This is a genomic window from Amycolatopsis stemonae (assembly GCF_054781455.1).
This window is the reverse complement of record NZ_BAAGUJ010000004.1, coordinates 462,699-486,107: the sequence shown is the minus strand read 5'-3', so window position 1 is coordinate 486,107 and position 23,409 is coordinate 462,699. Positions and strand designations below refer to the sequence as shown.

The window sequence follows — 23,409 nt, the reverse complement described above, 5'->3', positions numbered from 1 at the left end:
AAGTCAGGGCCGCAGCAGCACCTTCGTCCAACCGTCCTCGCGGCGGTCGAACTTGTCGTAGCCTTCGACGGCCTGGTCCAGCGTCAGCTCGTGCGAGACGAGGAACGACGGGGTCGCCCGGCCGGTGATGATCAGGTCCCGCAGCTGCCGGTTGTACCGCTTGACCGGTGCCTGGCCGGTGCCCATGTGCTGGCCCTTCGTGAAGAAACTGCCGAAGTCCCAGCCGATCCGGCCGTGCTTGGCGCCTTCGTCCGCCGCGCCCGGGTCGTCCGGCACGTAGACGCCGACGACGCCGATCCCGCCGGTCGAGCGGACGACCTTGACCAGGTTGTCCAGCACCAGCTCGGGGTGCTCCTCACCGCTGTGGTCGTGCGCCTGGTAGCCGACGGCCTCGACACCGCAGTCGACGCCCGCGCCGCCGGTCGCGGCCGTGATCTGCTCGACCGGGTCCGCTTCGGACAGGTCGACCGGGATCGTGCCGATCTTTTCGGCGAGCGCGAGCCGGTCGCGTTCCTTGTCCACGACGTACACCTCCGACGCGCCGCGGATCACCGCGCTGTGCGCCGCCAGCAGACCGACCGGTCCCGCGCCGAAGACGGCGACCCGGTCACCCGGCCGCATCCCGGCCAGCTCGGTGCCGTGCCAGCCGGTCGGGAAGATGTCCGAAAGCATCGTGAAGTCGTTTTCGTACTCCGTGCCCGAGGGCAGCTCGAGCAGGTTGAAGTCCGCCCACGGCACGCGCAGGTACTCGGCTTGGCCACCGGCGTAGGGACCCATGTTCGCGTAGCCGTAGGCCGCGCCGTCCATCCCGTCGACCGGGTTGGCCCGCAGGCAGAACGACGTCCAGCCGCTTTCGCAGTTGCGGCAGGAACCGCAGGCGACGTTGAAGGGCACCGACACGCGGTCGCCGACCTTCATCCGGTTCACCCCGGCGCCGACCTCGACGACGAAGCCCATGTTCTCGTGGCCGAGGACCTTGCCCTCCTCCACGTTCGTGCGGCCTTCGTACATGTGCAGGTCGGACCCGCAGATGTTCGTCGTCGAGATCTTGACGATCGCGTCGGTCGGCTGCTCGATCCCCGGGTCGGGCACGTCGGTCACTTCGACCCTGCGCGGCCCGCGGTACACCACTGCCTTCATGGGCGCCTCCTCGTCGGTTCCCCTCCCGAACCGGCTACCCGGGGTGTGGCGCGTTAAGCACCGGCGAGCGCGTGCCTTCCGTACGTGCGGACTTCGGCGCTCTGGTCCAGCAGCCGGGCCGCGACCCGGCCGATCGCCGCGTCCAGCTCGGCGCGGTTGCCGGTGCCCCAGTCGCCCAGGCGCTCGGCCAGCCAGTCGTGCCAGGCGCGGACCACCTTGCCGAACTCCGCGCGCCCCGCCTCCGTCAGCTCCCACTGGTCGCGGGCGTACCGCAGGTGCCCGGTCAGCTCGAGGCGGTTGAAGGCCGGTTCGAGCACGGGGGCCGGCACGCCGAAGTAGTCGCCGATCGCGGAGAGCGTGGCCGGCTGGCCGCGGCGGTGCCGCAGGTGGACCTGCAGCAGGCACCAGATGCCGCCTTCGTCCAGGTCGGAGTCCGCGCGCTCGACGATCGCCGGCGCGACCTTGCGGCGTTCACGGAAGAACAACGTCGCGACCGCGCGTTCGAGCTCGCGGTCGTCGGTGCGGGCTTCCGGCATCGCGAAGCCGTCGCCGAGGTCGGGTGCCGCCGCGCGGGCCGTGTCGCGCAGCGGGACCTCCTTGAGGAAGAAGGCCAGCACGAACGCCACCAGCCCGACCGGCGCCGCCGCGAGGAACACGACGTGCAGCGAGTCGCTGTAGGCCTTGATGACCGGGGCCGAAACGGCGTCCGGCAGCGCGTGCAGGGCGGTCGGCACCTGGATCGCCCGCGGGTCGACCCCGGCCGGCAGCGGGTGCGCGGCGAGCGCCGACGCGAGGTTCGGGCTCAGCTGGTTCGCGTACACCGTGCCGAAGATCGCCGCCCCGAACGAGCTGCCGATCGAGCGCAGGAACGTCACGCCCGAGGTCGCGACGCCCAGGTCGGCGTAGTCGACGGTGTTCTGCACGGCGATCGTCAGCACCTGCATGCCGAGCCCGATCCCGAGGCCCAGCACCGCCATGTACGCCGACGCCTCCCAGAACCCGGTGTCGGTGTCCAGCCGCGACAGCAGGTAGAGCCCGATCGTCATGCCCGCGGACCCGACCAGCGGGAAGATCTTGTAGCGCCCGGTCCTGCTCACCGCGTTGCCGGCGGCGATCGACGCGACCAGCAGCGCGAGCACCATCGGCAGCAGCCGTACCCCGGACGTCGTCGCCGAAGTGCCTTGCACGTACTGCATGTAGGTGGGCAGGTAGGACAACGCGCCCAGCATGGCGAAACCGACGACGAAGCTCATGATCCCGGCGACCGTGAACACCGGGTTCCGGAACAGCCGCATCGGCAGCATCGGTTCCTTCGCCCGCAGTTCGACGAAGACGAACGCCGTCAGCAGCACCACCGAGCCGATCGCCATCCCGATGATCGTCGGCGAGCCCCACGCGTACTGCGTGCCGCCCCAGCTGGTGACCAGCGTCAGCCCGGTGGCCGCGAGGCCGATCAGCAGGATGCCGAGGTAGTCGATGACCGGTTTGACCGCGGCACGCGCGTTCGGCATCGCCGAGGACGCCACGACCAGCACCACGACGACCAGCGGGATGTTGACGTAGAACGCCCAGCGCCACGACAGGTGGTCGACGAAGAACCCGCCGAGCATCGGGCCGGCCACGGTCACCACGCCGAACACCGAGCCGAGGACGCCCTGGTACTTGCCGCGTTCGCGCAGCGGGACGACGTCGGCGATCAGGGCCGTCGAGGTGACCATCAGCCCGCCGCCGCCCAGGCCCTGCACCGCACGCCAGACGATCAGCCAGACCATGCTGTCGGCGAACCCGGCGCAGAACGAGCCGACGCCGAACACGACCACCGAGATCTGGAACATCAGCTTGCGGCCGAACAGGTCGCCGAGCTTGCCGACGACCACGGTCATGATCGTTTCGGCCAGCAGGTAGGACGTGACCACCCAGGACAGGTGCCCGGCGCCGCCGAGGTCACCGACGATGGTGGGCAGCGCGGTGCCGACGATGGTCTGGTCCAACGCGGCGAGCAACATCCCGAGCAGCACCGCTCCGAACACCGCGTTGACCCGGCCGCGGCTGAGTGCCGCGGGCGCCGCGCCGGGCGCGACCTCCGCAGTGGCCGTCATCGGCACCCTCCTCGTCCGGCCTCCGAGGCTAGTGCGCGCCGTCCACTGTGGATAGCCACCCGTTCCGGTGGTCCCCGGTCAGGTTCGCGTCAGCGTCACGAGGAACGGCCGGAAGCCCCGCGTCTCGTAGAAGGCGAGCGCGGTCTCGTTCCGCGCGTAGGCCTGCACCGTCACCTCGTTCGCCCCGCGGTCCCCGGCCCAGGTCAGAAAGGTGTCGACCAGGGCCGCGCCGAGGCCTTCGCGACGGCGGTCGGGTGCGACGCGCATGCTCTCCAGCTCGGCCCGCACGGCTTCCGGCCGCAGCGGGTCCGGCGGCAGCAGCCGGCCGATCAGGTGGCCGGCGCCGCCCGGGACGAGCAGGCAGAGGCAGTCCGGGTCGTCGATCAGCCCGGCGTAGTAGGCCGCTCCCTCGCGGGCCGGCCAGCCCGTGTCCATGTACGGGTCCCGGCGCCCGCCGTCTTCGGCGAACAGCGCCGCGGCCGACTTCAGCAGTTCCGGGACGTCCTCGGCGACACACACGGAAACAGTCATACCCAGCACCGTAACCGGGTGATTTTTCGAAGTAAATTTCGTCATTCAGGGCCTCGGGTGGGCCAGGCTCTCCAGCGCGAGCTGTTCCAGGTGCCCGGCGGCCGCCGCGCTCCCGCCCGCGGCGTGGAACGACGCGGCGACGGTCTCCGCCGCCCGCCGGTACGCCGGCTCGGTCAGCACCTGTTCGACCGCCGCCGCGATCCGGTCCGCGCCGGCGCGGCCGAAGCGCAGCCGGATGCCCGCGCCCGCGGCGACCACCTGGGCCGCCACGACCGGCTGGTCGTCGCGGATCGGCGCGACCACCAGCGGCAGGCCGTGCCACAGGGCTTCGCACACCGTGTTGTGGCCGGCGTGGCACAGCACCGCGTCCACCCTCGGCAGCAGCGACAGCTGCGGAACCCGCGGCCGCACCAGGACGTTGGGCGGCGCCGCGTCGAGCGCGTCGCCCGGGTCGACGATCACCGCCCGCGCGTCCAGCGTCGCGAACGCCGCCGCGGCCGCCGCCAGGAAGCTCGCGCCCGCTTCGGTGTTCGCCGTGCCCAGCGAGACGAGCACGGTCGGCCGCGGCGGGTCGAGCCACGCCCACGGGAAGTCCGTTGTGGACGGGCGCGAGCCGAGCGCGGGCCCGACGAGCCGGACGCGCGGCGGCAGCGTGGCCGCGCCGAGCAGTTCGCGGGTGGTGAACGCCAGGACGCCGTGCGGCGAGAACCGCGGGTCGGCCGTCCCGCGCCCGCCCGCGATGCGCTCGCGAAGGCCGTCGACGAGCGAGCCGACCCAGTCCGCGACCTTCGGCATGCCCGCGAGGGGGTCGACGAGCTCGGCCGACGTCGTCGCCGAGGTCACCCACGGCAGGCCGCGGGCCTCGGCCAGCAGCCCGCCCGCGAGGGCCTGCTGGTCGGCGACCACCACGTGCGGGGCGAACGCTTCGATCGCCGCGGTGACGCCCGGTGCCATCGCGTCGGCCAGCGGGACGAGGAAGTCCTCCCAGAGGAACCGCAGCGCGGCGGGCCCCTTGAGCTCCGGCGGCCGCGCGGGGGCACCGGCCGGCAGGGCGCACGAGAAGACGAGCGCGTCCGGGCCGGCCAGCTGCCACAGCAGCTCCTCGTACCCGGCCCAGGCGACTTCGTGGCCGCGCGCGGCGAGTTCGGCCGCGACGCCCGCGGCCGGGTTGACGTGCCCGACCAGCGGCGGCACGACGAACAGGAAGCGGGCCACTACCGCGCCCGCACCGGGACGCGCGAAGTGTCGCGGACCCATTCGAAGACCAGCTCGATCACCTCGGCAGTCCGCTCGACCAGCACCGAGTGCCCCTGGTCGGGCAGCACGACGCAGCGGCAGTGCGCGAGGTGCGCTTCGAAGTGCGGCACCTGCGCGGCGAGTCCCGAGTCCCCGCCGAAGATCGCGAAGACCGGGCAGCGGACGTCGGAGAGGTCCGGGTCGATCGTCGCGCTGCGCGGGATGTCTTCGGCGATCGTGGTCGTCTGGAGGATCTTGTTGGCCGCCTTGGACAGCCGGGCGGTGTGCGCGCCGTGGTTGTCGGCGATCCAGCCGATGACCTCGTCGATCGCCAGCCGGGTTTTCGCGTCGGCGAGGCCGTCGGCCATGTGCCGCGTCCACTCGGGCGTCGGCGGCTCGCCTTCGAGCACGATCACGCTGGCCACCCGGTCCGGCCGGGCGGCGGCCAGCCCGAGCGCCACCGAGGCGCCGAACGAGTTGCCGACGACGTGCACCGGCCGCGTGACGTCGCACGCGTCGAGCACCGCGACGAGGTCGCCGACGAACTCTTCGAGGTGGTAGCCGGACTTCGGCCGCGTCGTGCGGCCGTGCCCGCGCAGGTCGTACATCAGCACGTCCAGGCCGCGCTCGGCGAAGGCCGGGCCGAGCGTGAAGTAGTAGCTCGCCAGGCTGTCGGTGAGCAGGCCGTGCACGCACACGACGATCGGCGCGTCGCCGTCGAGTGGTACCTCGGGGGCGAGCCGCTGGACGTGGACGTCGAGTTCGCCCGCCCGGATCCGGCTCACGCCGTCTCCCGCAGCGAGGCGACGATGTAGCACACGAGCTCGCCGACGGTCAGCGCGATGATCTCCTCGAGGTCGCGCTCGGCGATGAACGTGGCGAAGTTGACGCGGTCGCCGTAGTGCTCGCGCAGCTGCCCGGACAGCGCCACCAGGTCGACGCTCTCCAGCTCGAGGTCGTCGTGGAAGGTGGTGTCCATGGTGATCTCGGCGTCGTCGAGGCCGTACTCCTCCAGCAGCTGCTGCAGCATGCCGGTCAGCTGCGCGAGCACGGTCGTCTCGGCGGCTGCCGTGGTCTCGATGCTCATTCGGCGGTCTCCTTCTCTTCGGTCCAGGCGACGACGTAGCGGCGCGGCGGTGCGCCCGGCAGGCTCTCGACGTCGGTGAGGTGCACGCGGTACTCGGCGCCGGCGGCGCGGACGGTGAGCTCGTCCGGCGCCGCCGCGACGACCTCGAAGGCGCGGGGTTCGCCGCGCAGGCCGGTGCCGAGCAGCTTCGAGACGGCTTCCTTGGCCGTCCAGAAGCGGGCGAACCAGCGTTCCGGGTCGCCGGTCAGGCCCGCGAACAGGGCCTGCTCGCCCGCACCGAGCGCGGCGTCCACAGTGGACTCGGCGCGCGGGACGACCTCTTCGACGTCGATGCCGCAGCGCGCGGGGCGGGCGATCGCGACGCCGACTTCGCCGCGGTGGGCGATCGAGATCGTCACCGGCGGCAGGTCGCGGCCGTACGCGCCCGTCGCGTGGGGGCGGCCGGCGTCGTCGTTGCCGATCCGCAGCTCCGCCGGGAACATCTCGGGTTCGCCGCGGGCCCAGAAGAACTGGCGGACGGCGTCCTTCGCGGCGATCCGGCCGAGCAGCCACTGGCGCCGGCCGCGGGGCGGACGGTGGTCGTAGGCGTCGCGTTCGGCGCCGGCGAGGTAGTTGCGCATGATCAGCTCGCGGGTGGCCAGGTCCGGCCACTGCTCGTGAACCAGCGCCCACTCGCCGGGCTGCTCGTGCGAGAGCGTCGACCGCTCGGGCGTCCGGTCGGCCTGCCGGATGTGCGGGGTGCTGTCGAACCGGCGGTCGCGCCAGCCGGTGAACTCGGCCCAGACCTGCCCGTCGTGGACGAGCTGCATGTCGGCCTCGAGGAACTCGCCGGTCAGTCCCGTGATCTTGACCAGGCAGTCCAGGCGCGTCCCCGGCGCCGGGTGCGGGCCGTGGAACCGGATCTCGCGCATGCCGACGGGGAACACCGTCGTGCGCTCGGTCAGCTGCGCCATGATCCAGTAGCCGAGCACCTGGCCGACGTTGTCGAGCAGCGCTCCGGGAGCCGCGGGCGTCGTCAGAACGGCGCGGACGTGCCGCTCCCCGACGGCCGTCAGCTCGGTGACGCCCTGGAACCGGGGGCCGTGGAACATCCAGCGTTCGTCATACAGCTGGGCGGCCGCGGTCTCCGGGACTCGTTCCGCATCCGCCGGGAACCGCCACGGCGCGGGCGCGGTGGCCGGATAGGCCGGGGCGAGTTCCACGACGGCCTCGGAGTAACCCTCGAGCGAGGCCAGCACCCGGTCGGGGCCCTGCGGCCGGACGCGCACGCCCACGCTGCTCGCCGGGACCGCGGTGATCCACTGGGTCAGCCGGACGTCGTGCACCGCGACCGCGCGGCGGCCCGGCGCGGCCTGCTCGGCGAAGCCCATCAAGTGGTCGATCACCGTGGTCGCCGGCACGACCGGCCAGCGGTCACCCGGGTCGGCCTGCGGGGGCTGCTTGAAGAAGCAGTGGTCGAGCAGGTAGGGCATCGCGTCGACCGACACGTCCAAAGTGGTCCGCAGTTCGGTCGGCGGAGGAAGCCTGCGGGGTGCGGTCCGCCGGCTGAGCACGGTCGAGGCGAGGTCGGCGGTGTCCGCCAGCAGCGCGGCGAACTCCGCGGCCAGCGGGCCCTTGCCGGCCAGCGTGTCCACTGGGGAATGCCGAGGCAGCCGCACCTGCGCGCGGGTGCGTTCGTCGAGGGAGATCAGCCGGCCGCCGAGGTCGAGCTTGACGGCCTTGCGGGGCGCCCGGGCCTGCCCTGGCAGCGCCGCCGTGTCGACGTCGGCGCCGTCGGCCCACAGCGCCGTCGCCACGCGCAGCAGCTGGGCGAGCCCGGGCCGGTGCGGCGAGTGCGCCGAGACGACCAGGTGCTCCCGCCCGTGCAGGGTGTCTCCGATCAGCGAGCCGAGCTGCCCGGCGCCGACCTGCACGAACGCCCGGAACCCGGCCGCGTGCAGCTCCTCGACGAGCGGGCGGAACCGCACCGGCTCGAGCAGGTGCCGCACGAACAGCTCGCGCACGGCCGCCTCCCCGGCCGGGTACTCCGACACCGTGGTCGCCGACCAGACCGGGATCTTCGGCGGGTGCAGGGTGAACCGTTCGGCCGCCGCGCGGATCGGGCCGAGGTAGGGCCGCAGCATCGGCGTGTGGAAGCCGGACCGGAACGGCAGCACCTGGGCGACGATCCCGCCGGCCCGGAACTGCGCCACCAGGTCGTCGACCGCCGCCTCCGGGCCGCAGAGCATCGCCTGGTTCGGGGCGTTGTCGTGCGAGAGGACGACGTCTTCACGGCCGTCGAGCGCGGCGAGCACCTTCGCCGCGGGGGCGCCGACCGCGGCGAACGCCAGGCCGGGTACCTCCAGGGCGTCCGGGTCGAACCCGGCGAGGAACTCGTCGACCTCCTCGATGGCGTGCAGGCCGGCCGCGGCCATCGCCGTCCATTCGCCGAGGCTGTGACCGGCGAGCGCGTCCGGCACCACACCCAGCCGGCCGAGAGCGGCATCGAGGAGGCGGCCCAGTTCGAACACCGCGGTGCCCTGACGGCCGACGTCGCCGACCGCGGCGTCGGGGTGGTCCCACGGCAGGCCGAAATGGCGGGCGACATCGCCGCAGTTCAGCGCGAGTTCCGCCTCCAGCCCCGGGAACACGAAGGCGAGCTTTCCGCCGCCGGGGCCGAGGAGCGGGCGGTCGGCGAACCAGACGTCGTTGCGGCCGCGCCACGGCCGGCCGCGGCCGACGGCCTTGCGGGCCAGGGCCAGCCGCTTCTCCGTCGGGTCGACGATGCCGAGGCGGACCGGTCCGGTTCCTTCGGGCGCGGCGAGGACCGCGCGGTCCGGTCCGGAAAGGACGGTCCTCAGCGCGTCGACGGTCGGTGCGGCGATGCGCAGCACGCGCTCCGGCTCCCGCACGACGACGGCGGGTGCCGGCCGGTCCGGGGCCTGCTCCACCACGACGTGGGCGTTGATCCCGCCGAAGCCGAACGCGTTGACCCCGGCCCGGCGGACGGCCGCGTCCCACGGTGCCGCGGTGTCCAAAGTGGAGAACCGGGTCTTCTCGAGCGCGGGGTGCGGGTCGTCGCAGTGCAGGGTGGGCAGCAGGACGCCGTGGTGCACGGCCAGTGCCGCCTTGACCAGCCCGGCGATCCCGGCCGCGGGCATCGTGTGCCCGATCATCGACTTGACCGACCCGAGGACCGCGCTCCCCGTGCTCCCGAAGACCTCCTCGAGCGTGGCGAGTTCGGCCGCGTCGCCGGCCGGGGTCGCGGTGCCGTGCGCTTCGAGGAGCCCGAGCGAGTCCGGCTCGGCGGGGTCGAGGCCCGCCGCCGCCCACGCCTGGCGCACGGCCCGGACCTGGCCGCCGGAGTCCGGGTTGGCCAGGCTCGCGGTCCGCCCGTCGGAGGCGACGCCGGTGCCGGTGATCACGGCGTACACGCGGTCGCCGTCGCGTTCGGCGTCGGCGAGCCGTTTGAGCACGACGACGCCGGTGCCCTCGCCGATGAGCACGCCGTCGGCGTCGCGGTGGAACGGCCGGATGCGCTCGCTCGGCGACAGCGCGCCGAGCTGCGTGAACACGCTCCAGAACGTGATGTCGTGGCAGTGGTGGACGCCACCGGCGAGCACGACGTCGCAGCGGCCGGAGGCCAGCTCCCGGACGGCGTGGTCGACGGCGATCAGCGACGACGCGCACGCGGCGTCCACTGTGTACGCGGGCCCGCGCAGGTCGAGGCGGTTGGCCAGCCGGGACGCGGCCAGGTTCGGCACGAGCCCGATCGCCGACTCCGGGGCCTCGGGGCCGAGCTGGTCGGTGAACGCCTGCCGGACGGCGTCGAGCTTGTCCGCGCCGAGCTCGGGCATCAGCTCGCCGAGCGTCCGGACGAGCTGGGTCGCCGTGCGGACGCGCTGGTCGAGCCGGACCAGCCCCGGCGTCAGGTAGCCGCCGCGCCCGAGGACGACGCCGACCCGCGCCCGGTCGGCGGGCAGCCGGTCCGGGCCACCCGCGTCCGCGACGGCCTGGGCCGCGACCCGCAGGGCGATCAGCTGGTCGGGTTCGGTGGCGGGCACGGAGTTCGGCATGATCCCGAACCCGGTGACGTCCACTTCGGCCAGTTCGTCGACGAACCCGCCGCGGCGGCAGTAGACCCGGTCGGCGCGCCGCTCGTCCGGCGCGTAGTGCAGGCCGTCCCACTTTTCCGGCGGCACCTCGGTGATCGCGTCGACCCCGCCGACGAGGTTGCGCCAGTACGCCGCGAGGTCCGGGGCGCCGGGCAGCAGGACGGACATCCCGACGATGGCCACGCGCATGTCGGTCACCACCCGGAAGCCGTGTGGACGACGGCGGAGACGTCCGGGCGGCCCCAGGCCAGCTCGCGCAGCAGCCCGAGCGTGCCCTCCTCCGGGTCGATCAGCTCGATGCCGCGGCGGGCGTAGTCGCGCATCAGCTCGGGCGTGACCATGCCGTCGTGGTCGCCGGTCGGCGCCCACGGTCCCCAGTGGACGGTCACCGCGCGACCGGCGGGCCACCGGCGGCCGAGGAGCTCGAGGGCGTCGTTGGCCGCGGCGTAGTCGGACTGGCCGCGGTTGCCGAGCGTCGCGGCGATGCTGCCGAACAGCACGACGAACTTCGGCTCGTCCGGCAGGTCGGCGGTCGCGTCCAGCAGCGTCCGGGCGCCGTCGACCTTCGTGCCGTAGACGCGGGTGAAGGACTCCGCCGTCTTCTCGGCGACGAGCTTGTCCTCGATCACGCCGGCCGCGTAGACGATCCCGTCGAGGCGGCCGTGCTCGGCGTGGATCTCCTTGACCGCCCGGTGCACGGCTTCGGCGTCGAGCATGTCGACGGACTGGTAGCGCACCGGGCTGCCGAGGGCGGCCAGCTCGCGAAGAGTGCTGCGGACTTCACGTTCGCCTTGGATCCGGCGGACGGTCCGCTCGATCTCGGCGGGCTTGCGCAGACCGCTCGCGATCAGCGCGGCGCGGAGTTCCTTGGCGTCCGTGGCGTGCGGGTACTCGTCTTCGTCCGCCGGGACGGGCGTCCGGCCGAGGAGTTCGACGCGGCACCGCGCCGCCGCGGCGAGCGTCTTGGCGAACCGGGCGGTGATGCCCTTCGCCCCACCGACGAGCAGGACGACGGACTCCCGGTCGAGCCCGATGGCCGTGGCCTCGGCGGCGCCGTCCCCGGCCGGGCCCGCGCCGCTGCTGCCGAGCAGGCCGAGGTTCTCCTCGGCGGGCTTCAGCCCGCGCCTGGTGTTCTCGTTCCGGAGCACCACGGGTTCGCGGTCCACTGTGGACAGCTCGGCGACGATTCCGTTGGCGTCCGCGCCTTCGACGATCCGGGCGACCGTGTCCGGGTACTCGCGGGAGACGCTGCGGTAGAAGCCGCGGAGGCCCTCGGCCGGCCCGGCGGTGAGGAGCCACCTCGGCCGCTGGGCCAGCGCGGCCTGGTACATCGGGAAGGCGGCGGGCAGGACGGGGTCGCCGTCAGGAACGTGCAGGTAGCCGTCGAAGCCGGGCCGGACGTCGTGGCCGATCTCGGCTTCGGCCCCGTGCGCGGCCAGTTCGGCGCGGACGGCCTCGGCTCGGGTTCCGGTGCCGAGCACGAGGAACCGGCGGCCGGAGAGGTCGGGCACACCGGCGGGGGAAAGCTCGAACTCGGTCATGACATACCGCTTCGGCGCGACGATCACGGGCTCGGGCCCAGCAGCCGTTCGCTCCGGCGCCGCCGACCGCCCAGCTACCGACACCGGCTGCGCGGCCGCCACCGGCCTCGATGCGCCGACCGCCTCCCCGGCGGGCGTGGCGACCACCGGGCCCGTCGCGGCGGCCACCGGCCCCGACTCGGCCGACTGTCCAGGCGCCCCTGACCCGGCGGGCCCGGCTACCTCCGCCTCCGGCGCGGTCGGCGGCCCGGCTGCTGCCGGCCCCGGCCTGCTGGCACCGGCGTCCAGCACCTCCGCGATCCCGGCCGCTGTCCGGGCCTTGGCGAGTTCCTCGACCTCACCCGCGCCCAGGCGAACGGTCAGCTCCCCCGCGATCTCCGCGCGCTTGATCGAGTCGATGCTCAGGTCGGCTTCCAGATCGAGGTCCGGCTCGATCATGTCCACCGGATAGCCCGTCCGCTCCCCGATCACCGCCACGACGGTGTCCAGCACCGAGCGTTCCGCAAGGTCGGCGACAGCCACCTCGGGACGGCGGTCGCCGATCAGTGCGGCGATGGCCGCGGCCGTGCGGGCCTTGGCGAACTCCTCGACGTCGCCGCCCGCCAGGCCCAGCCGTGCAGCCAGTTCGCCCGCGATCTCCGCACGCTTGATCGAGTCCACGCTCAAGTCGGCTTCCAGATCGAGATCAGGCTCGATCATGTCCACCGGATAGCCCGTCCGCTCCCCGATCACCTCGACGATCGTGTCCAGAACCGGCCGCTCGGCCGGAACCGGAGCCGCGACCGGGACGGCCGGTGGCAAAGCCTCGACCACCGGGATCGACACCGGCACCGGTGCGTCGCTGCCGAGGAAGCCCAGCAGCACGTCGCGCTGGGCGGCGATCATCTCGCGGCTCGTGCGCAGGAAGTCCGCGACCATCTCCTCCGACGAACCGGCCGCCGGCGTGACCGAAGCCAGCGCGATCCGCTCGGCCGGGCGGAGGGCGCCGGCCGGGATCGTGCCGTCCGCCGTGCGGAGGAGGTGGCCGTCGACCGTCCACCCGGGACGTTTCGGCCGGGGTGCGCCGGCCGCGTCGACCGCGTCACGGCCGCGGAACAGCCAGCCGGTCTCGACCGGGACACCCGCCACCGCCAGCTGCGCCAGCGCGCCGAGGAAACCCGGCAGGCCGCGGCGGCCCGGCTGCTCGAAGCCGACCGTCCGATGGGGACGCTCGCCCAGGATCGCCTCGATCTGCCTGGCCAGCACCGAACCCGGCCCGGCCTCGACGAACACGCGCGCCCCGGCCGCGTACATCGCTTCGATCTGCTCGACGAACCGGACCGGCGACCCGACCTGCGCGGCCAGCTCGCCGCGGATGCCGTCCGGGTCCGCCGGATACGGTGCCGCGGTCCGGTTGCCGTAGACCGGCACCGCCGGCTCGACGACCCCGATCGCTTCGAGCGTCCGTCCGAACGCGTCCCCGGCGGGCGCCACCAGCGGGCTGTGGAACGCGCACGCGACCGAAATCCGCTTCGCGCCGAGCCCGGCCGCGCGCAGCTGGGAGACCGCGGCTTCGACGTCGGCGGTCGGCCCGGAGATCACCGTCTGCCGGGGTGAGTTGTGGTTGGCCAGGACGACGGCAGGCGAATCCAGGACCGCGAGCACTTCCGACGCGGACGCCGAGACCGCGGCCATCGCACCCGGATCGCCGTCCGGGATGGCGTCGACGATCGCGCCGGCCCGCGCGTGGCTCGCGTGCAGCAGCGCCTCGGGGGTCAGCGCGCCCGCGGCGGCCAAGGCCGTGAGTTCGCCGTAGCTGTGCCCGCCGAGCATCGCGGGCCGCACGCCGGCGCGGGTCAGCAGCCGGAACGCGGCCAGCCCGGTCAGGCCGAGCGCGGGCTGGGCGACGCGGGTGTCGGTGACGCGGTCGGCCAGCTCCTGCCGCGCGGCCTCGCCGAACACCGCGGGGCCGAACACGACGTCGGCGGTCGGCGGGTCCAGCCGCAGGTACCGCTGCAGCTCGGGGAAGGCGACGAACAGGTCGGCGAACATGCCGGGCCGCTGGCTGCCCTGGCCGGGGAACAGCACCGCGACCGCACCCGGCTCGTCGTCCGCGGCGCGGAACAGGCCCGGGGCGTCCTGCCCGGCCAGCACCTGGCGCAGGAGCTCGGTCAGATCGTCCACAGTGGACGCGACGACGGCGTACCGGACCGGCCGGCCCTGAGCCCGCACCGACGCGGCCAGCGCGAGGTCCCGCAGCCGCCACGGCTGCTGCCCGGCCGGGACGCCCGCCAGGGCGAGCAGGTCGCGAACCGCCGCGTCGGTGCCGAAGAGGAACAGCTCGGCCGGCCACTCCGCGGCGGTCTGCGCGGGTGGGACGTCGTCGTGCGCGCTCAGCACGACGTGGAAGTTGGTGCCGCCGAAGCCGAACGCGCTGACGCCGGCGATCCGCTCGGCGGGCGGCGCGGTCCACGGCTGCGCGGCCGACTGGAACACGAACGGGCTCGTCGACGCGTCCCACGCCGGGTTCGGCGACGACACGTGCAGCGTCGGCGGCTTGACGCCGGTGTGCAGCGCGAGCGCGGTCTTGATCAGCCCGGCCAGGCCCGCGGCGCACTTGGTGTGCCCGATCTGGGACTTCACCGAGCCGATCGTGCAGCCGCCGGGCGCGGCGCCGGCTTCGGTGAACACCTTCGTCAGCGTGCCGAGCTCGGTCCGGTCGCCGACGACGGTCCCGGTGCCGTGCGCCTCGACCAGCCCGACCCGCGCGGGCGACACCCCCGCGTTGTGATAGGCCCTGGTCAGCGCGGTGTGCTGGCCTTCCGGCCGCGGCGCCGTCAAGCCCAGCGCGCGGCCGTCGGACGCCGCCCCGACGCCCTTGATCACGGCGTACACGCGGTCGCCGTCGCGTTCGGCGTCCGCGAGCCGCTTCAACGCGACGCAGGCGACGCCTTCGCCGAGCGCGATGCCGTCGGCCGCGCTGTCGAACGTCGCCGAGCGCCCGGTCGGCGAGAGCGCGTGCGCCGAGGCGAACAGCAGGTAGTCGTTGATGCCGTTGTGCAGATCCGCGCCACCGCAGAGGACGAGGTCGCTGGTGCCGGCGGTCAGCTCCTTGCAGGCGACGTCGACCGCCGTCAGGGAGGACGCGCACGCGGCGTCGACGGTGTAGTTCGCCCCGCCGAGGTCGAGGCGGTTGGCGATCCGCCCGGCGATGACGTTGGCCAGCACGCCCGGGAAGGAGTCCTCGGTGATCCGCGGCAGCCGTTCGTCCAGTTCGGACGGCAGTTCGCCCACATAGGACGGCAGGACGGTCCGCAGGCTCATCGCGTTCGACAGGTCGCTGCCCGCTTCGGCGCCGAACACCACGGACGTTCGCGCCCGGTCGAACGCCCGGTCGGCGTAGCCGGCGTCGGCCAGCGCGCGGTGGGCCGCTTCCAGCGCCAGCAGCTGCACGGGTTCGATGCTGGCCAGCGACGACGGCGGGATGCCGTACTTCAGCGGGTCGAACCCGATCTCCGGCAGGAACCCACCCCACCGCGACGGCGTCTTCTCGCCCTGGCCGCCCGCGTCGTAGTACAGGGAGGTGTCCCAGCGCTGCGGCGGGACTTCGGTGACGGCGTCGGCACCGGCCAGGACGTTCGCCCAGAACGCGGCCAGGTCGGGTGCCTGCGGGAACATGCAGGCCATCCCGACGATGGCGACGTCGAGGGGCTCGGGCGCCGGCGGCTCCGGCGTCACGACACCGAAGTCCGCGGCCCGCTCGCGCAGGACCGCGTTCGCGCCTTCGCCGACCGCGGTGTGCAGGTCGGCGATCGTGGTGACGGCCGAGCGCAGGACCGCGACCTCGCCCGCCATGAACATGCCTTCGGCCCGCTGCCGGTCTTCGGCGACGTCACGCAGGTCGTCGCCGACGCGCTCGATCCCCTTGCTGGCCAGCCGCAACCGGCCCACGTTCAGGGATTCCAGCTGTTCCCAGGCTTCCCGGCTCGGCACGCCCCGCTCGGCGAGGCCGGCCTTCAGGGCCGCGAACTCCTCGGTGAACGGGCTGCGGACGCACCGCGTCGCGTGACCGGGCGCGGTCTCGAGCAGATCCGTCTGCTCCGCACCGAGCAGCTCACGCTGGAACTGCGGGAGCACGGCCCCGGCCTCGACCGCCTCACGGGTGAACAGGTAGGCCGTGCCCATGAGCACGCCGATCGCGGCACCCCGGTCCGCCAACGGCGCCGCCAGCGCCGCGACCATCGCCGCGGACCGCTCGTCGTGGATCCCGCCCGCGAACAGCACCTGCACGTCCGGGGCCGGGTTCGCGGCGAGGAAGTCGGCGAGCACGCCGAGTTGCGCCTCCCACAACGGGAAGCTGGTGCGGGGCCCGACGTGCCCGCCGCATTCCGAGCCTTCGAAGACGAACTTGCGCGCCCCGGCTTCCAGGAACTGCTTCAGTAGTCCGGGCGAAGGGACGTGCAGGAAGGTGGAGATCCCGGCGTCTTCCAAAGCCGCGGCCTGGGCCGGGCGGCCGCCGGCGATGATCGCGTGGGTGGGCCGCAGCTCCCGGATCACTTCGAGCTGCGCGGCCTTGACGTCGTCGGCGGCGAACCCGAGGACGCCGACACCCCACGGCGCGCCGTCGACGGCTTCGCGGGTCCGCTCCAGGACGTCGCGGGTCTGCTGCGGACCGGACAGGGCCAGTGCGATGAACGGCAGTGCCCCGCCCGCGGCGACTTCGGCGGCGAACGCGGGCTGGTCGCTCACCCGGGTCATCGGGCCCTGGGCGATCGGCAGCGCCGTGCCGAGCGCGCGGCTGCCCGCCGTTTCCGGGCCCAGGACGGCGGTTTCGGCACTCAGCGCGTCGACGACGGCGTCGCGCAGGCCGCGCACCGCCGTGGTCACCGTGCCCCAGCGGTCCCGGAACCGGGTCGCGAGGAAGACGTCCTGTCCGGCTTCGATCGCCTCGGTGCCCCGCCGCGCGAGCACTCGCACCCCGTCGACGACGACGGTCTCCGAGCCGTCGAGCCCGGTGACCGCACTCGTCAGGGCCGACGGAAGTTCGGCTTCCGGGAGCAGCGCGAGCTGGGTGTCGACGACGACGCCCGCGGCGCCACCAGCGATCGCGGCGGCCGCGGTGTGCGGGCCGATCCCGCCCGCCGCCCACACCGGGACGTCGGGGCCTTCGTCGGCGAGCAGAGCCTGAAGCAGCACGAACGTGCTCAGCTCACCCGTCCGGCCGCCGCATTCGTGACCCCGTGCGATCAGCCCGTGGGCCCCGCCGGCGACCGCCCGCGCCGCCGACACGCGGCTGGTGACCTCGGCCAGCACCCGCCGGCCGGGGAAGTCGCGAGGCGCGCACGGGGAGTCTTCGGTCAGCACGACGGTGGTCGCGGCTTCGGGCAGGTCGGCGTCCACCCGGGACAGCCGGACCCCGAAGACCGGGACGTTCCACTCGCCGAGCAGGGCGAGTTCGTCGGCGGCCGCGCCGCCGGTCAGGTCGAGCACACCCAGGGCGCCGCCGCGCGCGGCGGCCGCGACCCCGCGCGCGGACGGCCACCGCAACGGCGACACCGCGACGACCAGATCGGCCGGTCCACGGCCGGCTTTCCGGACACGCATGGGAACTCCCGCTACGCACGAAAGGGTGATGGGTAACGGGGTGTACTTAAGCGGGTTCCGACCGCTTACGTCAACAACCCACCGCGATTTCGTCGTGCCGGTTCAGAAAATTCGAGACCGACCAGCCGGGAGACGCAAGAATTTAACGTCGCCGTCACGTTCCACCCGCCGGGAAGACCGACCGGATTGCCCTTCTCCGGCCGCGACGGGGTGCCCACAGTGGTCAGGACCTGCGGCCGAACTGGCACACACCACCAGATGGGGCAAGCCCTTCTCACCCGGTGGTCGCAGTGCGACTGATCACACGGACCACGCCGTTCGGCGGTCCTGCCGTTTCCCGGTGGCCACGACAAAGGGTCGTGGCGGTAAAACCCGCCACGACTCCCGAGCGATCCACCGAGAGGGAAACCGTGGAATTCCGTATTGCCCGGCGAATATTCCCCGGTACTTTTACCCACAGCCGAAAGCAGCCCCGGAACGCTTCCGATTCGCACCGCCGCGCACCCGTGAGTCCACTGTGGATTCCCGGACGTCGTGGGTTCCTCGTGCTCACGCGATCCGGGAGGCGGGCCCAGGCCGTCTCCCGGCGACGACGGCATCGCACACCGAGGGACGACTCCGGGTATTCAGCCGGACACCATCGGTACCTCCAGTCCTGCGGTACGTCGCTCGCCGACAAGAATTTTCCACTCTTCCGTGACAGATTTTCCTTAGAAGAAGCTGAAAGCGATTCGCGTACTCACCGGTAATCGATACTTATCGTCTAGACTTGGACAGTCTGTCCAGCATGGAGGTGGCTGTGGAGTACTGGTACGCCGACGAACGCTCGGGGGTGCGCTACCCGGGTGACCCGCTGCGGTGGCGGGGCGACGACGGCGCGCCGCTGACCGTCGCCCCGCTGCCCGGCCTCACGCCCGGCGACGTCGACACCGGGGTCCGGTCGCTCTGGCGCTACCGCGCCGCCCTGCCCGGTGACCTGCGCCCCGTCTCGCTCGGCGAGGGCTGCACGCCGCTGGTCGAGCGACCCTGGGGCGACGTCGACGTCCGGTTCAAGCTCGAGTGGTTCAGCCCGACCGGCAGCTTCAAGGACCGCGGCTCGAGCGTCATGGTCTCCGCGGTGGCCGGCGCCGGCGCGAAGGAGCTCCTGGAAGACAGCTCCGGCAACGGCGGCTCGTCGGTCGCCGCCTACAGCGCCGCGGCCGGGGTCGCGGCCACCATCCTGGCGCCCGAGGGGACGTCCCCGGCGAAGGTCCTGCAGGCCCGGGCCTACGGCGCGACCGTCGAGCTGGTGCCCGGCACCCGCGACGACACCGCGGCCGAAGCGGTCCGCCGCTCGGCCGCAACGACCTACGCGAGCCACAACTGGCACCCGTTCTTCCTGCAGGGCACCAAGACGCTGGCCTACGAGCTGTGGGAGGACCTCGGCTACCGCGCGCCGGACGCCATCGTCACGGTGGCCGGCGCGGGCAGCATCGTGCTGGGCTGCGACCTCGGCTTCGGTGAGCTGCTGGCCGCCGGGTCGATCACGCGACGACCTCGCCTGCTCGTCGCCCAGCCGCGCAACTGCTCCCCCCTGGACGCGGCCTTCCACGACCGGCAGCCCCCGCCGTTCGCCCCGACCGTCGCCGAGGGCACCGCGATCCGGCAGCCGGTGCGGCTCCCGGAGGTCCTTTCCGCCCTCCGGCGCTCCGGCGGGGACACCGTGGCCATCGCCGAAGACGCCATCGCGGCCGGCGCCCGGCGGCTGGCGTCCCTCGGCCTCTACGCCGAGCCGACCAGCGCGACCGCCGCCGCGGCGATCGACGTCTTCCGCGAGCGAGGCGCGATCCGGCCCGGCGAGACCACCGTCGTCGTGCTGACCGGGTCCGGGCTCAAGGCGGCCGACAAGCTGCGGGAGCTGCTCGGATGACCGAGGACGAGCTGCTGCTGCGGGAGGCGGAGAAGATCGCCCAGGCCGTCGGGCGGATGTTCCCCGGGCTGTGCGAGGTCGTGCTGCACGACCTGCGCGACCCGGCCCGCGCCGTGCGCGCGGTCGAAGGCGGGCTGTCCGGGCGGTCCGTCGGCGACCCGGCGACCGAGCTGGGCCTGGCCCGGATCGCCGACCCGGCCTTCCCGGACGTCCTGCAGAACTACCCGAACCGCTTCCCCGACGGCCGGCCGGCGAAGAGCACGTCGATCGGCATCCGCAACTCCGGCGGTGAGTACGTCGCGGCCCTGTGCCTCAACCTCGACGTCTCCCTGCTGGGCTCGGCGGCCCGCGCGCTCACCCGGCTCGCACGCACGGACGAGCCGGCGCCGCTGGTCGAGAGCCTGCGCGCCCGGACCGGCGACGAGCTGCGTGCCCTGGTCGAGGACTACGCGACCGAGCGCGGCCACACCCCGCGCAGCATGCCGGCGGCGGCGAAGAAGGAGCTGGTGCGCACGCTGAAGGAACGCGGCTTCCTGGAGCTGAAGAACGCGGTCCCGACGCTGACCGACCTGCTCGGCATCTCCCGCGCGAGCGTCTACAACTACCTGCGCTGACTCAGAAGACCGACCAGCCGGTGAGCGTCGTGAAACGGTCGAGCGCGGCGACCCCGGCCACGGAGTTCCCGCGCGCGTCCAGGCCGGGGCTCCACACGCACACCGCGCACCGGCCCGGCACCACCGCCACGATCCCGCCGCCGACGCCGCTCTTGCCCGGCAGGCCGACCCGGTAGGCGAACTCGCCTGCCGCGTCGTAGGTGCCGCACGTCAGCATCACCGCGTTGATCCGCTTCGCGGCGCTCAGCCCGAGCAGGCGGCTGCCGTCGTTGCGGACGCCGTGGCGGGCCAGGAACACCGCCGAGCGCGCGACGTCCGCGCAGCTCATCGCGATCGAGCACTGCCGGACGTACTGGTCGAGCACCGACGGCACCGGGTGGCGCATGTTCCCGTAGGAAGCCATGAAGTAGGCGAGGGCGCGGTTGCGGTCGGCGTGGTCGGCTTCCGACGCCGCCACTTCGGGGTCGACGGCGATGTCCGGCCGGCCGCTTTCCTCGCGGAGGAAGGCGAGCAGCGCGGCCACGGCGTCGCCGTGCCGGGCCAGTTCGTCGGTCACCACCAGCGCGCCCGCGTTGATGAACGGGTTGCGCGGGATGCCGTCCTCGTGTTCCAGCTGCACCAAGGAGTTGAACGGGTCGCCGGACGGCTCGCGGCCCACCCTCGCCCACACGTCGTCGCCGTGGGACAGCACCAGCGCGAGGGTGAACACTTTGGACATGCTCTGCACCGAGAACGGCTGCCGCCAGTCGCCGACGCCGTGCACCGCACCGTCCACTTCGGCCACCGCCATGCCGAACCGGCGCGGCTCGATCCGGGCCAGCGCGGGGATGTAGTCCGCGACGGCGCCGCGGCCGACCTCCGGCGCGACGTCGTCGGCGATCCGGTCCAGCAGCGCCGCGAGGTCCACGCCCGTAGCGTAGGAGCCGCGCCGGCCCGGACGCACAGCGGCCCTGTCAAATCGAAACCGGCTGGTACCAGCGAAATGCCAGTGGTGATCTCCGGCACACCTTAAGTCTTCCTTATGGTGCTTGGTGACTTGCCGCACAACCTCTAGCGTCCGTGAACCATGGATTCCTCGCTCCTCACCGAAAAAGGTGAAAGCTACTCGAAAGCACTGGGCAACCGCCAAGTGCAGATGATCGCCATCGGCGGCGCGATCGGCGTCGGGCTCTTCCTCGGCGCCGGCGGCAAGCTCCACCAGGTCGGGCCGTCGCTGATCTTCTCGTACGCGATCTGCGGGGTGGCCGCCTACTTCGTGATGCGCGCGCTCGGCGAGCTCGTCCTGCACGAGCCGAGCTCGGGCAGCTTCGTCACCTACGCGCGGAAGTTCATCGGGCCGTGGGCCGGCTTCGCGTCCGGCTGGATGTACTGGGTGAACTGGGCGATGACCGGGATCGCGGAGATCACCGCGGTCGCGATCTACGTGCACAAGTGGCTGCCGGACGTGCCGCAGTGGATCACCGCGCTGGTCGCCCTCGGCGTGCTGCTGGCGGTGAACCTGCTTTCGGTGAAGCTGTTCGGCGAGCTGGAGTTCTGGTTCTCGGTGGTCAAGGTCCTGGCCATCGTCGTCTTCCTGGTCACCGCGGTCGGCCTGGTGCTCACCAGCGCCGACATCGGCGGCACCCCGGCCGGCGTGCACAACCTGACCGACCACAGTGGATTCTTCCCGGCCGGCATCGGCATCGCGCTGATGACGCTGCAGGCCGTCATCTTCGCCTACTCGGCCATCGAGGTCGTCGGCATCGCGGCCGGCGAGACCAAGGACGCGCGCAAGGTCCTGCCGAAGGCGATCAACGGCGTGGTGTGGCGGATCGGCGTGTTCTACGTCGGCTCGGTGCTGATGCTGGCGATGCTGCTGCCCTGGCCGTTCTACAGCGGCGACGAGAGCCCGTTCGTCACGGTGTTCTCGCGCCTCGGCATCCCGGGCATCGGCGACGTGATGAACGCGGTCGTGCTCACCGCGGCGCTCTCGAGCGTCAACTCCGGGCTCTACTCCACCGGCCGGGTGCTGCGCGCGCTGGCCGACCGCGGCGAAGCGCCGTCGTTCGTGGGCCGGATGAGCGGCCGTCACGTGCCCTACGGCGGCATCCTGTTCACGTCGGTCGCGTACCTGCTCGGCGTCGTCCTGAACTACCTGGTGCCGAAGGACGCGTTCGACATCGCCATCGCGATCGCGTCACTGGGTGTCATCACGACGTGGGCGACGCTGGTGTTCTGCCAGATGCGGCTGCGGCAGGCGGCGCTGCGCGGCGAGGTCGAACGGCCGTCGTACCGGATGCCGTGGGCGCCGTACTCGGGCTGGGCGACGCTGGCGTTCCTCGCGCTGGTGGTGGTCCTGATGGGCTTCTCCGACGGCGCGGAGAAGATCGCGTTCTACTCGATCCCGGTGCTGGTCGTGGTGCTGGCGGTCGGCTGGCGCTTCGTGTCCAAGCGGCGGCAGCGCACCCCGCTCGGGTAGCGGTCCGGCCGCGGGCGGGCATACTCGTCTCCCGGACAGGGAGGTGGGCGGTGTCCTCGAGCACGGAACCCCGGCGGGTGACGATCCACGACGTCGCCCGCTCGGCCGGCGTCTCCCGGCAGACCGTGTCACGCGCGCTGAACGACAAGGCCGAGATCGACGGCTCGACCAAGCAGCGCGTCCTCGACGCCGCCCGGGAGCTCGGGTACCGCCCGAGCCGGTTCGCCCGCGGCCTCGTCCGGCCCGACACCACCACCATCGGCCTGGTGGTGCCGGACCTGCTCAACCCCTTCTTCACCGAGGTCGCGTCCGGAGCACTCGAAGCGGCTCGGGCCCGCGGCTGGCACGTCGTCGTCTACGACACCGCCGACGACCTCGAGCAGGAGCTCGCCACGCTCCGCGTGATCGGCACCCAGGTCGACGCGGTCGTCGGGTACTTCAGCCGGTCCGAGGCAGACCTCGACCGGTTCACCCCGGGCGTCCCGGTGGTGCTGATCGGCCGCGAGCCGCGCACCGCCCGGTTCAGCGGCATCGGGATCGACGGCGAGGACGGCGTCCGCGAGGCCGTCGCCCACCTGGTCTCGCGCGGGCACCGGCGGATCGGGATGCTCGACCACGACCGCCGGCCCGGGCCCAGCATCCGGCAGACCTGGTTCCTGCGGGCCGCCGCGGAGCACGGCGTCGGCGTCGCGCCCGGGTGGATCACCCGCGCCGCCCAGACCGTCGACGGCGGTGGCGCGGCGCTCGCGAACCTGCTCGCCGCCCACCCCGACGTCACCGCGGTGTTCGCCTTCAACGACGTGATCGCCATCGGCGCGCTGCGCGAAGCGCGCCGGTTCGGCCTGCGCGTCCCCGCCGACCTCGCGGTGATCGGGTTCGACGGGCTGGCGCTCGGGACCCTCGTCGACCCGGAGCTCTCGAGCGTCGCGCTCGACACCCGCGCGCTCGGCGCGCTGGCCGTCGGCGAAGCGGCGCGGCTCGTCACCGGTGCCGCGCCCGCCGGCCCCGGCGAGCTGGTCGTCCGCGCCGGGCTCCACCTGCGCGAATCCGCCTGATTCCTTGACACCCCGGCCCGCCGCCGAGCACACTGCCGGATAGCCGTGAACGTTCACGGGAG

General features: G+C 73.1%; 13 protein-coding genes. 4 read left to right on the top strand and 9 right to left on the bottom strand.

Going from position 1 to position 23,409, the window contains the following annotated elements:
* Positions 1-3: 3 nt before the first annotated feature.
* The 8 genes from ACYVLJ_RS17980 to ACYVLJ_RS17945 form a co-directional block, all read right to left on the bottom strand.
* Positions 4-1,140 carry a glutathione-independent formaldehyde dehydrogenase gene (locus ACYVLJ_RS17980; protein WP_460439450.1) on the bottom strand — a complete coding sequence of 379 codons (1,137 nt, stop codon included), beginning with the start codon at positions 1,138-1,140 and terminating at the stop codon, positions 4-6.
* A gap of 53 nt (positions 1,141-1,193) precedes the next feature.
* Positions 1,194-3,239 (bottom strand): DHA2 family efflux MFS transporter permease subunit, encoded by a 2,046-nt coding sequence (locus ACYVLJ_RS17975; RefSeq protein WP_460439449.1) that lies wholly within the window; start codon positions 3,237-3,239, stop codon positions 1,194-1,196.
* Between the two features lie 78 nt (positions 3,240-3,317).
* The gene (locus ACYVLJ_RS17970; protein WP_451972967.1) at positions 3,318-3,770 is read right to left on the bottom strand and encodes a GNAT family N-acetyltransferase; all 453 of its coding nucleotides are present in this window, start codon (positions 3,768-3,770) and stop codon (positions 3,318-3,320) included.
* A gap of 45 nt (positions 3,771-3,815) precedes the next feature.
* Complete coding sequence (locus tag ACYVLJ_RS17965) at positions 3,816-4,985, bottom strand: glycosyltransferase (RefSeq protein ID WP_460439618.1); 1,170 nt, start codon at positions 4,983-4,985, stop codon at positions 3,816-3,818.
* Complete coding sequence (locus tag ACYVLJ_RS17960) at positions 4,985-5,791, bottom strand: alpha/beta fold hydrolase (RefSeq protein WP_451972971.1); 807 nt, start codon at positions 5,789-5,791, stop codon at positions 4,985-4,987. Before ACYVLJ_RS17960 ends, ACYVLJ_RS17965 begins: the two co-directional genes overlap by 1 nt.
* Positions 5,788-6,093, bottom strand: a complete 306-nt coding sequence (locus tag ACYVLJ_RS17955; protein WP_460439448.1) for an acyl carrier protein — start codon at positions 6,091-6,093, stop codon at positions 5,788-5,790. The genes ACYVLJ_RS17960 and ACYVLJ_RS17955 overlap by 4 nt, the downstream gene beginning before the upstream one ends.
* Positions 6,090-10,376 carry a beta-ketoacyl synthase N-terminal-like domain-containing protein gene (locus ACYVLJ_RS17950; RefSeq protein ID WP_460439447.1) on the bottom strand — a complete coding sequence of 1,429 codons (4,287 nt, stop codon included), beginning with the start codon at positions 10,374-10,376 and terminating at the stop codon, positions 6,090-6,092. Before ACYVLJ_RS17950 ends, ACYVLJ_RS17955 begins: the two co-directional genes overlap by 4 nt.
* A gap of 5 nt (positions 10,377-10,381) precedes the next feature.
* Entirely contained in the window at positions 10,382-17,311 is a 6,930-nt protein-coding gene (locus ACYVLJ_RS17945; protein ID WP_460439446.1) for an SDR family NAD(P)-dependent oxidoreductase, read from the bottom strand.
* Between the two features lie 769 nt (positions 17,312-18,080).
* Here ACYVLJ_RS17945 and ACYVLJ_RS17940 point away from each other — a divergent pair.
* Together ACYVLJ_RS17940 and ACYVLJ_RS17935 are read left to right on the top strand one after the other, a co-directional pair.
* Complete coding sequence (locus ACYVLJ_RS17940) at positions 18,081-19,220, top strand: threonine synthase (protein ID WP_460439445.1); 1,140 nt, start codon at positions 18,081-18,083, stop codon at positions 19,218-19,220.
* On the top strand, positions 19,217-19,834 hold the full coding sequence (locus ACYVLJ_RS17935; RefSeq protein WP_460439444.1) for a helix-turn-helix transcriptional regulator: 618 nt from the start codon (positions 19,217-19,219) through the stop codon (positions 19,832-19,834). Before ACYVLJ_RS17940 ends, ACYVLJ_RS17935 begins: the two co-directional genes overlap by 4 nt.
* A 1-nt stretch (position 19,835) precedes the next feature.
* Here ACYVLJ_RS17935 and ACYVLJ_RS17930 read toward each other — a convergent pair whose 3' ends face one another.
* A complete protein-coding gene (locus ACYVLJ_RS17930) occupies positions 19,836-20,741 on the bottom strand; it encodes a glutaminase (RefSeq protein WP_451972983.1) in 906 nt (301 codons plus the stop codon).
* A 159-nt stretch (positions 20,742-20,900) separates the two neighbouring features.
* On the opposite strand from ACYVLJ_RS17930, the gene ACYVLJ_RS17925 reads away from it, so the two are divergent.
* Positions 20,901-22,292, top strand: a complete 1,392-nt coding sequence (locus ACYVLJ_RS17925) for an amino acid permease (protein WP_460439443.1) — start codon at positions 20,901-20,903, stop codon at positions 22,290-22,292.
* A gap of 50 nt (positions 22,293-22,342) precedes the next feature.
* Positions 22,343-23,347, top strand: coding sequence for a LacI family DNA-binding transcriptional regulator (locus ACYVLJ_RS17920; RefSeq protein WP_460439442.1), 1,005 nt, complete (start codon positions 22,343-22,345; stop codon positions 23,345-23,347).
* Positions 23,348-23,409 lie beyond the last annotated feature (62 nt).